Genomic DNA, 13,729 nt, shown 5'->3' on the forward strand with positions numbered 1-13,729 from the left:
CACGTCCACTGAACTTAGAGTAATGGCGGGAGAGCAGGGAAATGCACGCCCTTCCGGTCGATCGGCCCCGTTGGCGGCGGCGCGCGGACGGGGGCTCACACGGCGCGCACGGGAGCACGCGACGGCGCCCACCGGTCCGGGGGCGGTCGGCGGGGCACGCCGACCACGCCCGGACCGGGGCGCGGGTCACCGGCCGGCGGGGGCCAGGTCGTCCGGGAACAGCCGCAGCCGGTGCGCCAGCGCGGCCGCCTCGCCGCGGCCGCCGACCGCGAGCTTGCCGAGGATGTTGGACACGTGCACGCTCGCGGTCTTCGGAGAGATGTAGAGCTCCTCGGCTATCTGCCGGTTCGTCCAGCCGCGCGCGAGCAGCCGGAGCACCTCCCGCTCACGGGGGGTGAGCCCGAATGACTCCCCCACCGGTGCGGACTGCCCCGAGGGGGCCGCCGCGGGCCCGGGTGCGGCCGGGGCCAGCCCGGCGCGGTCGACCAGGCCGGTGATGTCGGCGAGCAGCGGGCGGTCGCCGCGCACCTCGGCCAGTTCCCGCGCCTCGCGCAGGAGTTCGGCGGCCGCTTCGCGCCGACCGGCCCGCACCTCGGCCTCGCCCGCCCGCAGCAGGCCGAGCGCCAGCGGGTGCGGCAGGCCGACCGGCCGCAGAAGGGCGACTGCGGCGGCCCACTGCTCCGGGGTGTCCGTGCCCGCGGCGCGGGCCAGCTCGCCCTCCAGCAGCCGCGCCCAGCCGTGGTGCAGCGGCGCCTTGGGGTTGAGCCCGGCCGCCGCCGCCGCGATGCCGGCCAGCACCTCGGCCCGCCCGGCCGTGGCCTCCGGCAGGCCGCGGGAGTCCGCCTCCACCGCGGCCCCCTCGAACAGCAGCGGGTAGACGTCGGCCTCGTCGCCGAGCCGCCGGGCGTCCGCGAGCGCGCCCAGCAGTTCGGCGCGGGCCTCCAGCGGGCGGCCGTTCAGCCAGGCGATCCGCACCGCGAGCCGCCTGATCGGCGCGGAGTGCTGGATCCGGCCGACCCGGTTGGCCTCCCGGGCACGGGCCATCAGGACCGCCGCCTTGGCCAGGTCCCCCCGCAGGAGGGCGATCTCGCCGCGCATCCGCTCCAGGAACTCGGCGTGGGCGTTGGTGGTCTCGTCCAGGTCGCAGTCGCCGAGCACCTCGACGGCCTCCGCGAGGCGCCCGAGGTCGATCAGCGCCTCGGCCAGGTTGCCGGTCAGGATGCTGCCGCTGTTGCGCACCAGGCCGTAGCCGGCGGCGTGCTCCAGGCCCTCGCGGGCCAGCGTCACCGCCTCCTCGGAGCGGCCGAGCCCGCGCAGCACGCTCGCGAGGTTGTTGATGCCGCGCAGCAGCACGTCCGGCGTGCCCAGCCGCCGGCACGCCTCGACCGCGGCCCGCAGCTCGGCCAGCCCGGACTCGGCGTCGCCCTCGAGGTCGTAGCGCAGGCCGGCGAGCGTCATCCGGGCGTGCTGCTCGACGGCGTGCGCGCCGACCTCGCGCGCGATCCGGATCGCCCGCTCGGCGAGCTCGATGTGCTCGTGCCCCGGCTCCTTGAGCATCGCGACGCCGGCGCCGAGCGCGAACACCTCGGCCTGCACCGCGGACGGCGGCAGGTGGTCGACCAGCCGGTGCGCGTGCGCGATCTCCTCGTCGTCGCCCGAGCGCCGCAGGTGACCGAGCATGCGGGCCCGGTTGATCCGGAACCAGGCCGCGCGGAGCGGGTCCACCGTCTCGTCGATCAGCTTGAGCGCCCGCTTGGCCAGGCTGAGCCCGCGTTCGCGGTCGCCGCAGCGCCGGGCGGCGACGACGGCCTCGGCGAGCACGTCGATCAGCTGGATCCGGTCGCAGTCCTCGTCCTGGGGGCGGACGTCGCAGGAGCCGGGCGGGTAGGTCTCGGCCCAGTCGTACGGGCGCAGGGTGTGGGCGAGGACGTCCTCGGAGACCATGTCCCAGAGTTCGAGGGCGCGTTCGAGCATGCGCAGCTGCTCGGCGAAGGCGTTGCGGCGCCGGGCGGCCCGGGCGGCGTCCAGGGCGGTCGGCAGGGCGCGGGCCGGATCGTGCGCGTGGTACCAGTAGTTGGCGAGCCGGGCGGGCAGGGCGTCGCCGGGCACCAGGTGCGGCGCGGCCTCGACGGCGAGCGCGAACTTGCGGTTGATCCGGTGCCGTTCGCCGGGCAGGAGGTCGTCCGAGACGGCCTCGCGGACCAGCGCGTGCCGGAAGCGGTAGCCCTCGCCGTCGCCGTCCAGGCGCAGGATGTTGGCGCCGACGGCGGAGCGCAGGGCCCCGATCAGCTCCTCCTCGTCGGCCATCAGGTCGGCCAGGACGGCGGCGAGCAGGGCGTGCTCGACGTGCGAGCCGCCCTCGGCGGCGATCCGCACCACCTTCTGCGCCTCCTCGTCCAGGCTCTCCACCCGGACCAGCAGGATGTCGCGCAGCGAGTCGGTGAGACCGGCCCCGCAGCCGTCCTCGAAGGCGGTGGCGAGCTCCTCGACGAAGAACGGGTTGCCCTCGGAGCGGCGGTGGATCCGGTCCACCAGCTGCCGGTCGGGCGAGGCGGTGCCGAGGATGCCGGCCAGCTGGGCGGCGACCTCGCCGCGGCGGAAGCGCTCCAGCTCCAGCCGCTGGACGGTGCGCAGCCGGTCGAGCTCGGCGAGGAAGGGGCGCAGTGGGTGGCGGCGGTGCAGGTCGTCGGTGCGGTAGGTGGCGACCAGCAGCACGCGGGCGCGGTGCAGGGTGCGGACCAGGTAGGCGAGGAGTTCGCGGGTGGAGCGGTCGGACCAGTGCAGGTCCTCGACGGCGATGACGAGGGTACGGTCCGCGCCGAGCCGTTCGATCAGCCTCGCGGTGTGCTCGAACAGCCGGGCCCGGCCGTACTCGTCGTTCGGTTCGCCGTCGCCGTCGCCGAACTCGGGCAGCAGGCGCGCGAGATGGCCCTCGCTGCCGGCGGCCGCGGCCTCCAGTTCGGGGCCGAGCGTGCGGTGCAGGCGGCGCAGGGCGCCCGCGAGCGGTGCGTACGGGAGTCCTTCGGCGCCGATCTCCAGACAGCGGCCCAGGGTGGTGACCACTCCCCCGCCGTGGCCGGCGCGGTCCAGGAACTCCTCCAGCAGGCGGGTCTTGCCCACGCCCGCCTCGCCGCCGATCAGGACGGTCTGCGGGCTGCCGGTGCCGGCCCGGCGCAGCGCGTCCGCGAGGGCGGTGATCTCGGTGCCGCGGCCGACGAAGACGGGACTGACCGACATCTGCTGCATGGAGGCGAGCATGCCATAGGCGGAGGCGGCGGGCCGAGGGGATATCTCGACCGGCGAACGCCCGGAGGGGGAGGCGCTCACTCGCGCCTCCCCCTCCGAAGTCTCCTCGGCACCCGACGGGTGCCGGACCGTCAGCATTCCGTCTTCCGCGCGGCGCGGCGCTGGAAGCGCGCTGCGACCGGGCGGCGGAGGCCACGGCGGGCCTCCTTGGCCTCGCGCACCAGACGGTGGTGCTCGGCGCGGGCCTGGAGTTCGTGGACCTGCTGCTGGATGAGCTCGTACTCGATCACGGTGTTCCCCTTGTGGGTTTCGTCGTTCGGTCTTCCCTGATGACTAAGAGCTTCCTCTCCCAGGGGGGTGCCCCACATCGGCAGGCTTCCCGATGTTTCGGGACCCGGATGCCTTATGAGGGCCCCTTCGGACACGGCAAAGGCCCGGTTCCCTCCCAATACGGGGGTGGAACCGGGCCTTAGGCCTTACTTAGGGGGCCTTAGACGCCTAAGACGCCTTAGGAACTCAGGCGGAGACGCCGAGCTTCTCAAGGATCAGGTCCTTGACGCGGGCCGCGTCCGCCTGACCGCGGGTGGCCTTCATGACCGCGCCCACGAGCGCGCCCACGGCCGCGACCTTGCCGTCGCGGATCTTGGCGGCGATCGCCTCGTTCTCGGCGATGGCCTGGTCGACCGCGGCGCCGAGCGCGGAGTCGTCCGAGACGACGGCCAGGCCGCGCTTCTCGACGACCTCGTCCGGCTCGCCCTCGCCGGCCAGCACGGCCTCGATGACCTGGCGGGCCAGCTTGTCGTTCAGCTTGCCCTCGGCGACCAGCGCGGTGACCCGGGCGACCTGAGCCGGGGTGATCGGCTGCTCGCTGAGCTCGGTGCCGGTCTCGTTGGCCCGGCGGGCCAGCTCGCCCATCCACCACTTGCGGGCCTGGTCGGCCGGGGCACCGGCGGCGATGGTCTCCTGGATCGGGCCGACCGCACCGGCGTTGAGGACGGACTGCATGTCCTTGTCGGACAGGTCCCACTCGGCCTGCAGCCGGGCCCGGCGCACGCGCGGCAGCTCGGGCAGGGCGGCGCGCAGCTCCTCGACCCACTCGCGCGAGGGCGCGATCGGGACCAGGTCCGGCTCGGGGAAGTAGCGGTAGTCCTCGGCGTTGTCCTTGATCCGGCCCGAGGTCGTGGTGCCGTTGTCCTCGTGGAAGTGGCGGGTCTCCTGGACGATGGTGCCGCCGTCGGTCAGCACGGTGGCGTGGCGCTGGATCTCGAACCGGGCGGCCCGCTCCACGCTGCGCAGCGAGTTGACGTTCTTGGTCTCCGAGCGGGTGCCGAAGGTCTCGGTGCCGTTCGGGCGCAGCGACAGGTTGACGTCGCAGCGCATCTGGCCCTTGTCCATCCGGGCCTCGGAGACGCCCAGCGATCGGATGACCTCGCGCAGCTCGGCGACGTACGCCTTGGCGACCTCGGGGGCGCGCTCGCCGGCACCGGTGATCGGCTTGGTGACGATCTCGATCAGCGGGATGCCGGCCCGGTTGTAGTCGAGCAGCGAGTGGGTGGCCCCGTGGATGCGGCCGGTCGCCCCGCCGACGTGGCTGGACTTGCCGGTGTCCTCCTCCATGTGGGCGCGCTCGATCTCCACGCGGAAGGTCGAGCCGTCCTCCAGCTGCACGTCGAGGTAGCCGTTGAAGGCGATCGGCTCGTCGTACTGCGAGGTCTGGAAGTTCTTGGGCATGTCCGGGTAGAAGTAGTTCTTCCGCGCGAACCGGCACCACTCGGCGATCTCGCAGTTGAGCGCCAGGCCGATCTTGACCGCCGACTCCACGCCGGTCGCGTTGACCACCGGGAGCGAGCCCGGCAGGCCCAGGCAGGTCGGGCAGGTCTGGCTGTTCGGCTCCGCGCCCAGCTCGGTCGAGCAACCGCAGAACATCTTGGTCTTGGTGCCGAGCTCGACGTGGACCTCAAGGCCCATCACCGGGTCGTACGACGCGAGAGCGTCCTCGTAGGAGACCAGGTTCATGACGCTCACAGCGTCCCTTCTCACGTAAAGACTTGGGAGGTACGGGCCCGGCCGCCGCTCGCGCGGGGCCGGGCCTGGGCGCTCGGCTAGCCCAGCAGCACGTCGTCGGAGGCGAGCTGCCGCAGCTCGCGCACCAGCAGCGCGGTGCCGGTGATCAGCGCGGCGGCGCCGACGAGGGCGTTGACCAGCTTCAGGGTGTCGCTCTCCTCGCGGGCCTTGCGGACGTCCTTGACCACGGAGATCGCGCCGAAGGCGCTGGTGCCGATGGACAGCCACAGACCGGGCTTGCTGTGCTTCCACCCCTTCAGAGAAGCAGACTGGGCCTTGGCCTTCTCGATCTTGCTCACAGTGCCGGTGCCTCCTCCAGCAGGGTGTGCCCCCACTTGTCGTTGAGTGCGGCCTCGACGGCGCCGCCCACGCGGTACAGGCGGTCGTCCGCCATCGCGGGCGCGATGATCTGCAGGCCGACCGGAAGATTGTCCTCCGGGGCCAGGCCGACCGGCAGCGACATGGCCGCGTTGCCCGCCAGGTTGGACGGAATCGTGCACAGGTCGGCCAGGTACATCGCCATCGGGTCGTCGGCGCGCTCGCCGATCGGGAAGGCGGTGGTCGGCGTGGTCGGCGAGACCAGCACGTCCACGCCGGCGAACGCGGCGTCGAAGTCGCGCGAGATGAGCGTGCGCACCTTCTGGGCCGAGCCGTAGTAGGCGTCGTAGTAGCCCGAGGAGAGGGCGTAGGTGCCCAGGATGATGCGGCGCTTGACCTCGTCGCCGAAGCCGGCCTCGCGGGTCAGCGCGGTGACCTCCTCGGCCGAGCGGCTGCCGTCGTCGCCGACGCGCAGGCCGTAGCGCATCGCGTCGAAGCGGGCCAGGTTGGAGGAGCACTCCGACGGCGCGATCAGGTAGTAGGCGGGCAGCGCGAGGGTGAAGGACGGGCAGGACACCTCGACGACCTCGGCGCCCAGCTCGCGCAGGAGCTCCACCGACTCGTCGAAGCGCTGCATGACGCCGGCCTGGTAGCCCTCGCCGGCGAACTCCTTGACGACGCCGATGCGCATGCCGCGCACGTCGCGCAGCTTCGCGGCCGCGACGACGGCCGGGACGGGCGCGTCGATCGAGGTCGAGTCCAGCGGGTCGTGCCCGGCGATGGCCTCGTGCAGCAGCGCCGCGTCCAGCACGGTGCGGGCGCACGGGCCGCCCTGGTCCAGCGAGGACGAGAACGCGACCAGGCCGTAGCGGGAGACCGAGCCGTAGGTCGGCTTGACGCCGACGGTGCCGGTGACGGCGCCGGGCTGGCGGATCGAGCCGCCGGTGTCGGTGCCGATCGCCAGCGGGGCCTCGAAGGCGGCCAGCGCCGCGGCCGAGCCGCCGCCGGAGCCGCCGGGGATGCGGGAGAGGTCCCACGGGTTCCCGGTCGGGCCGTAGGCGGAGTTCTCGGTGGAGGAGCCCATCGCGAACTCGTCCATGTTGGTCTTGCCGAGGATGACGACGCCGGCGTCCTTGAGGCGCGAGGTCAGCGTGGCGTCGTACGGCGGGATCCAGCCCTCGAGCATCTTCGAACCACAGGTGGTCGGGATGCCCTTGGTGGTGAAGACGTCCTTCAGCGCGAGCGGGACGCCGGCCAGCGGGCCCAGATCCTCGCCCTTGGCGCGCTTCTCGTCGACCGCCTTGGCGGCGCTGAGCGCGCCCTCGGTGTCGACGTGCAGGAAGGCGTTGACCTTCTTGTCGACGGCGTCGATGCGGTCCAGGTGCGCCTGCGCGACCTCGACGGCGGAGACCTCGCCCTTGGCGATGGCGCTCGCGGTCTCGGCGGCGGTGTAACGGATCAGGTCGGTCATCTCGGTCAGTCCTCCCCGAGGATCTGCGGCACACGGAAACGCTGCTCCTCGGCGGCGGGCGCGCTCGCGAGCGCCTGCTCCGGGGTGAGCGACGGCCGCACCTCGTCCGCCCGCATGACGTTGGTGAGCGGGAGCGGGTGGGAGGTCGGCGGGACGTCCTGTCCGGCGACCTCGGAAACGCGGGCGACCGCGCCGATGATCACGTCGAGCTGCTCGGCGAAGTGGTCCAGCTCTTCGGGCTTCAGCTCAAGACGCGACAGCCGGGCGAGGTGGGCGACCTCCTCGCGCGTGATGCCAGGCATGCAGCGATCCTCAGGGTGAGTTCTGGTGAGACCCGGCGCTGCTTCAGCGGTGCCGGGCCCGGGCAGGAGAGCCGGCTCGGCGCTCCGTCCTCGTGGTCTTTGGACCCCATCCTATGGGGCCCGGCCCGGCCACCGGCCAACGAGTAACCGGCGGCGGCGGTTACTGCGGCCTGGTCCGGGCCCAACTCTGCGTCCCCGGCGCGTTGATCTCCATCTGCGCGGCCTGCACGGCCTGCACCACGGGGGGCAGCACGGGCGGCAGGACCGGCGGGAGCACGGGCGGCAGGACCGGCGGCATCGACGGCTTGCCGCCGGGGACCTTCTGCACGGCCGGCTTGATGCCGGGCGGCAGCGTGGCGGCCAGCCGCTCCACCGTCGGACTGCCGGTGCGGTGCACCCGCAGCCAGGCGGTGGCCTGCTCGGGCGGCAGCGCGGCCGACACCAGCCAGCCCTGCACCGCGTCCACCCCCATGCAGTGCAGCCGCTCCCAGGTCTCGTCGTCCTCGACGCCCTCGGCGACCACGGTCAGCCCCAGCGAGTGCGCGAGCTCCACCGAGCAGCGGACCACCGCCGCGTCGTGGTCGTCGGCGACCATCCGGGAGACGAAGGAACGGTCGATCTTCAGCTCGCCGACCGGCAGGCTGCGCAGCCGCACCAGCGAGGAGTGCCCGGTGCCGAAGTCGTCGAGGGACATCCCGACGCCGTAGCCGCGCAGCTCGGCCAGGGTGTCGGCGGCCCGCCGGGAGTCGTCCAGCAGGAGCCGCTCGGTGATCTCCAGCTGGAGCGCGTGGGCCGGCACCTGGTGGCGCACCAGGTGCCCCGCGACGCGCTGCGCGAAGCCGGGGTTGAGCACGTCGCGGGGCGAGACGTTCACCGCCACCTGCACCTGCAGGCCCTGGTCGCGCCAGTACGCGAGCTGGCCCACCGCCGCCTCCAGCACGTAGTCGGTCAGCCGCGGCATCAGCCCGCTGGACTCGGCGAGCCCGACGAACTCGTCCGGCGACACCCGGCCCTGGCCCGGCCGCTCCCAGCGCAGCAGCGCCTCCAGGCCCACCACCCGGCCGTCGAAGGCCACCTTCGGCTGGTAGTGCAGCTGGACCTCGCCGGTCTCCAGCGCGCGCCGCAGGTCCCCGAGGAGCCCGATCCGGTACGGGGTGTCGGCGTCCTGCGTCTCGTCGTACTGCTCGACGCCGCTGCGCCCGCGCTGGGCGTGGCCCATCGCGACGTCGGCGCGGCGCAGCAGTGACTCGGCGTCCTGGGCGTGCTCCGGGAACACGCAGACGCCCGCGCTGGCCTCCAGGACGAGCAGCAGCCCGTCCAGCCGGATCGGGGCGGCGAGTTCGGCGATCAGGGCCTTGGCGACGCGCTCCAGGCAGTCCGGGTAGTTGATGCCGGGCAGCAGGACGGCGAACTCGTCGCCGCCCATCCGCGCCACCATCGGGCGGCCGCGGCGGTAGTGCCGTGGCAGGCCGGCGAAGACGTCGTCGATGCACTCCCGGGTCGGGCTGCCGGCCATCCCGCCGGAGCGCAGGGCGCGGTGCAGCCGGCGGGCGATGTGCACGAGGAGTCGGTCACCGGCAGTGTGACCGAGCGTGTCGTTGAGTGATCGGAAGCGATCGAGGTCGAGCAGTATCAGGCCGACGCTGTAGCCCTGTTCGTGCTCGGCGATCGCCTCCTGGGCGGCCAGTAGCAGGGCCTGACGGTTGGGCAGGTCCGTCAGCGGGTCGGTCAGCTGGTCACGGGCGCGGTCCCGGGCGATCCGCCACGCCGCGACCAGGACGGCCAACGGCACCGCGAACAGCGGCAGCAGCTCGGGTTCGTACCGGTAGACCAGGACGGCCAGCGGGATGAGCGGCGCGGCTCCGGCCAGCAGCACGCCGAGCAGCAGGACCGCACCCGCCACCCCCTGCGGCGGGCGTGTGGGCGCGCCGCCGGTCGTACGATCCATAAGCCCTGTCCTCCGTCGGGCCCGCCCCGTCAGGCCGCCTTACGGTGAGGCACCGTGCCGGTACCGACTGCTGGCGGGCATGGAGCGACCCCGCGGAGTACCGGCTCAGCCGGTGCCCCCACCCCTGCTGACACTCTGTTGCGCTCCAGGGTATGCCGGGGCCCACCCGGTGGGCAGACTTTCGGACAACCGGAAACGCGCCACCGTGTCCGGGTGTCGCTCAGGGACACTGTGCCCGCTTTCCCTGGGCGGCACCCGGTGACGTTGCATCAGGACGATAACAAGACGGATTCGGCCACTCGCGGCTCGGGTCAGCCTTCGGCGGGAGCCTGCGCGGGCGCGTCGGCGGGGGCCTCGACCTGGGCCGCCTCGACCTCCGGCAGGCCCAGGTGGGCGCGGGCGGCGGCGGGCCCGTCGGCGAGCAGGACGGCGAAGCCGGCGTCGTCCAGGACGGGCAGGCCGAGCTGCACGGCCTTGTCGTACTTTGACCCTGGATTGTCACCGGAGACCACGAAGTCGGTCTTCTTCGAAACCGAACCGGTCACCTTCGCTCCGCGCGAGGTCAGCGCCTCCTTGGCGCCGTCCCGGGTGTGCCCGGCCAGCGTGCCCGTCACCACCACGGTCAGCCCCTCCAACGGGCGCTGCGCCCCCTCCTCGTCCGCGGGCTCCTCGACGAAGCGGACGCCGGCCGCGCGCCACTTCTCCAGGATCTCGCGGTGCCAGTCCTCCTGGTACCACTCGATGACGGACCGGGCGATCGTCGGCCCGACCCCCTCGACGGCCGCCAGCTCCTCCTCGGTGGCCGAGAAGATCCGGTCGAGGTCGCGGAACTCCCGGGCCAGTTCCTGGGCGGCGACCGGGCCGACGTGCCGGATCGACAGGCCGTTGAGGAACCGCCAGAGCGGACGGTCCTTGGCCTTCTCGAGGTTCTCCAGGAGCAGTTCGGTGTTCTTCTTCGGCTGCCCCTTGAGGTTCGCGAAGAAGAACACCTCCTTCTCCTCACCGGTGACGTCGTCCAGTTTGGGCATGCCGGTCTTCTGGTCGCGGACCAGTACCTTGATCGGCAGCAGCTGCTCCACCGTCAGGCCGAAGACGTCGCCCTCGTCGCGCACCGGTGCCTCGGCCGGCTCCAGGGGCTGGGTCAGCGCGGTGGCCGCGACATAGCCGAGGCCCTCGACGTCCAGGCACGAGCGCCCACCGAGGAAGGCGATCCGCTCGCGGACCTGCGCCGGGCAGTGCTGTGCGTTCGGGCAGCGCAGGTCGATGTCGCCCTCCGTCATCGGACGCAGCTCGCTGCCGCACTCCGGGCAGTGCGTGGGCATCACGAACTCCCGCTCGGTGCCGTCCCTCAGGTCGTAGACCGGGCCGAGGATCTCCGGGATGACGTCACCGGCCTTGCGCAGCACCACGGTGTCGCCGAGCAGGACGCCCTTGGCCTTGACGATCTGCTGGTTGTGCAGCGTCGCGTACTGCACCATCGAACCGGCCACCTTCACCGGCTCGGCCAGCACCGCGAACGGCGTGGCCCGGCCGGTGCGGCCGACGCCGACCCTGATCTCCGCGAGCTTGCCGGTGACCTCCTCCGGCGGGTACTTCCACGCGATCGCCCAGCGCGGGGACTTGGAGGTGGCGCCGAGGCGGCCCTGGAGGGCGATCTCGTCCACCTTGACGACGACGCCGTCGATCTCGTGCTCGACCGAGTGCCGCTGCTCGCCGAAGTGCTTGATGAACGCCCGCACCTCGTCGAGCGTCCCGACCACCTCGTTGTGCCGGGCGGTGGGCAGACCCCACTCGCGCAGCAGCTCGTAGGCGTGCGACTGGTTGTCGATGTCGAAGCCGACCCGGGCGCCGATGCCGTGCACCACCATGTGCAGCGGGCGCGAGGCCGTGACCAGCGGGTCCTTCTGGCGCAGCGAACCGGCGGCGGCGTTGCGGGGGTTCATGAACAGCCGGATCAGCGCCCTGGGCCGCTTGCCCTCCTTGGCGCGCTCCTCGTTCTCCCGGCGGCGGCGCTCGTTCTCCTCCGCGAACGAGGCGTTGAGCGCGTCGAAGGCCTCGGTCGGGAAGTAGACCTCGCCGCGGACCTCCACCAGCTCGGGGACGTTGTCGCCCTTGAGCTGCTGCGGGATCTCCTTGATGGTGCGGACGTTCGGGGTGATGTCCTCGCCGACCCGGCCGTCGCCGCGCGTCGCGGCCTGCACCAACTGGCCGTTCTCGTAGGTGAGGTTGACGGCCAGGCCGTCCACCTTGAGCTCGCACAGGTAGTGGTACTCGATGCCGGCCAGCTCGCCCGCCACGCGCTCGGCCCAGGCGGCGAGCTCCTCGTCGTCCATGGCGTTGTCGAGGCTGAGCAGGCGCTCGCGGTGCTCGACCGAGGCGAACAGCTCGGTGGGGGCCCCGCCGACCTTCTGGGTCGGCGAGTCCGGGGTGACGAGGGCAGGGTGCTCGGCCTCCAGCGCCTCCAGCGCGCGCATCAGGCCGTCGAACTCGGCGTCGGAGACGACCGGGGCGTCCTGCTCGTAGTAGCGGGCGCGGTGGTCGGTGATCTCCGCCGCCAGCTCGGCGTGCCGCCTGCGCACCTCCGCCGGGACGTCCTCCCAGCCCTCGACAGCCACCACCGCAAGCCCTCCTACGTTCTCATTCCGGGTTGTCCACCAGGCTCTGCGCCGCCCGCGCCGCGAGCAGCAGCGCCTTGCGCGCGTACGCCGGGGAGGCCCCGGCCAGCCCGCAGGTCGGTGTCACGAGCACACGACGGCCCAGCAGCTCCGGGGCGAACCCGAGCCTGCGCCACAAGGTCCTGACACCCTGGACACTACCGGCCGGGTCGGACACCTCCTGGTCAGTGGAGGGGACGACACCCGCGAGGATCACCGTGCCCGCCTCGACGGCCTCGCCGAGGTCGTCGTCGGCGCGCTCGGTCAGCAGCGAGAAGTCCAGCGAGACGCCGGCGACGCCCGCCCGGCGCAGCAGCGGGATCGGCACCTCGGGCGCGCAGCAGTGCACGACCACCGGCGCGTCCAGGGCGCGGATCAGCTCGCGCAGCGCCTCCTCGGCGACCTGGCGGTCCACCGCGCGCAGCCGCTGGAAGCCGCTCGCGGTCTTCACCGCGCCGGCCAGCACGGCGGGCAGCGACGGCTCGTCGAGCTGGAGCACCACCTCCGCTCCCGGCATCCGCTTGCGGACCTCGGCGAGGTGGCGGCGCAGGCCCTCGGTGAGCGACTCGGCGATGTCCCGGCAGGCGCCGCGGTCGGCGAGCGCCTTCTCCCCGTGCTTCAGCTCGATGGAGGCGGCCAGCGTCCACGGCCCGACGGCCTGGACCTTGAGCGGGCCCCGGTGGCCCTGGGTGTGCTCCTCCAGCGCGTCGAGGTCCTCGCCGAGCCAGGAGCGGGCCCGCCGGGTGTCCCGGCCGGGCCGGTCGGCGAAGCGCCAGCCGCTCGGCTCGGTCTGCGCGAACAGCTCGGCCAGCAGGCCGGCGCTGCGGCCGATCATGTCGGCGCCCGGCCCGCGCGCGGGCAGTTCGGGGAGGAACGGCAGGTGCTCCAGGGCCCCCGTGGAGGTCCTGGCGGCCTCCCGCGCGTCGGTGCCGGGCAGCGAGCCGACGCCGGTGGCGGCGCCGTGCAGGTCGGGGAAGGGGTGTCCGGTGCTCACCCGTCCGAGCCTAGTGGGCCGCCGACCGGCCGGGGATCAGTGGCCCGGTCGGACGCTGATGTCCGTGATCTCCGCGTCCCGGCTGGCGTCCAGGGCGGCGAGGATCGCCTTCGCGACGGAATCCGGCTCGATCCAGCGGTCGGCGTCGTAGGTCCTGCCCTCCTGCTGGTGCACCTTGACCTGCATCGCGGTGGCGGTGCGGCCCGGGTACACGGAGGTGACGCGCACCCCACCGGCGTGCTCCTCCTCGCGCAGCGCGTCGGCGAGCGCCTTGAGGCCGTGCTTGCTCGCCGCGTACGCCGCCCACTCGGCGCCGGCCCGCAGGCCCGCACCGGAGTTGACGAACACGACGTGGCCCTTGGCCAGGCGCAGCGAGGGCAGCAGGAGGCGGGTCAGCTCGGCCGGGGCGACGAGGTTGACGCCGAGCGTCTCGTTCCACGCCTTGACCGGCAGGTCGCCGACCGGGCCGAGCTCGACCACACCCGCGACGTGCAGCAGCGAGTCCAGCTCGACCGGCAGTTCCTGGTGGCCGAGGGCCCAGGCGAGCTTGGCCGGGTCGCCCAGGTCGCCGACCAGGGTGCGGGCGCCGGGGAAGCGCTCGCGCAGTTCGGCGGCGCGGCGGGCGTCGCGGGCCAGGAGCCAGAGGTCGTCCCCGCGCTCGGCGAGGCGCGTGGCCAGGACGGCGCCGATGCCGGAGCCGGCGCCGGTGATCAGATGTGCAGCCATGGCCCG

Annotated in this window: 9 protein-coding genes and 1 pseudogene; all 10 read right to left on the minus strand. The window is 73.2% G+C overall.

Going from position 1 to position 13,729, the window contains the following annotated elements:
• Positions 1–186: 186 nt before the first annotated feature.
• The 10 genes and pseudogenes from PUR71_RS17195 to PUR71_RS17240 all read right to left on the minus strand — a co-directional run bounded on the left by PUR71_RS17195 (position 187) and on the right by PUR71_RS17240 (position 13,723).
• On the minus strand, positions 187–3,246 hold the full coding sequence (locus PUR71_RS17195; protein WP_329927881.1) for a helix-turn-helix transcriptional regulator: 3,060 nt from the start codon (positions 3,244–3,246) through the stop codon (positions 187–189).
• Between the two features lie 131 nt (positions 3,247–3,377).
• A complete protein-coding gene (locus PUR71_RS17200; protein ID WP_329927882.1) occupies positions 3,378–3,536 on the minus strand; it encodes a hypothetical protein in 159 nt (52 codons plus the stop codon).
• Positions 3,537–3,762: 226 nt separating this feature from the next.
• The gene (gene gatB / locus PUR71_RS17205; RefSeq protein ID WP_329927883.1) at positions 3,763–5,271 is read right to left on the minus strand and encodes an Asp-tRNA(Asn)/Glu-tRNA(Gln) amidotransferase subunit GatB; all 1,509 of its coding nucleotides are present in this window, start codon (positions 5,269–5,271) and stop codon (positions 3,763–3,765) included.
• A gap of 77 nt (positions 5,272–5,348) precedes the next feature.
• A complete protein-coding gene (locus PUR71_RS17210; RefSeq protein ID WP_329927884.1) occupies positions 5,349–5,609 on the minus strand; it encodes a hypothetical protein in 261 nt (86 codons plus the stop codon).
• Positions 5,606–7,099 (minus strand): Asp-tRNA(Asn)/Glu-tRNA(Gln) amidotransferase subunit GatA, encoded by a 1,494-nt coding sequence (gene gatA, locus PUR71_RS17215; RefSeq protein WP_329927885.1) that lies wholly within the window; start codon positions 7,097–7,099, stop codon positions 5,606–5,608. The genes PUR71_RS17210 and gatA overlap by 4 nt, the downstream gene beginning before the upstream one ends.
• Positions 7,100–7,104: 5 nt before the next feature.
• Positions 7,105–7,401 carry an Asp-tRNA(Asn)/Glu-tRNA(Gln) amidotransferase subunit GatC gene (gene gatC, locus PUR71_RS17220; RefSeq protein ID WP_329927886.1) on the minus strand — a complete coding sequence of 99 codons (297 nt, stop codon included), beginning with the start codon at positions 7,399–7,401 and terminating at the stop codon, positions 7,105–7,107.
• Positions 7,402–7,798: 397 nt separating this feature from the next.
• A pseudogene (locus PUR71_RS17225) lies at positions 7,799–9,328 on the minus strand (putative bifunctional diguanylate cyclase/phosphodiesterase); the annotation flags it as partial.
• 332 nt (positions 9,329–9,660) lie between these two features.
• Complete coding sequence (gene ligA / locus PUR71_RS17230) at positions 9,661–11,964, minus strand: NAD-dependent DNA ligase LigA (protein ID WP_329928142.1); 2,304 nt, start codon at positions 11,962–11,964, stop codon at positions 9,661–9,663.
• Positions 11,965–11,986: 22 nt separating this feature from the next.
• Positions 11,987–12,997: a methionine synthase gene (locus PUR71_RS17235; RefSeq protein ID WP_329927888.1), complete on the minus strand. Its 1,011-nt coding sequence runs from the start codon at positions 12,995–12,997 to the stop codon at positions 11,987–11,989.
• A gap of 36 nt (positions 12,998–13,033) precedes the next feature.
• Positions 13,034–13,723, minus strand: a complete 690-nt coding sequence (locus PUR71_RS17240; RefSeq protein WP_329927889.1) for an SDR family oxidoreductase — start codon at positions 13,721–13,723, stop codon at positions 13,034–13,036.
• Positions 13,724–13,729 lie beyond the last annotated feature (6 nt).

The organism is Streptomyces sp. SP17BM10 (genome assembly GCF_036322405.1).
In the GTDB taxonomy this organism is placed as follows: domain Bacteria; phylum Actinomycetota; class Actinomycetes; order Streptomycetales; family Streptomycetaceae; genus Kitasatospora.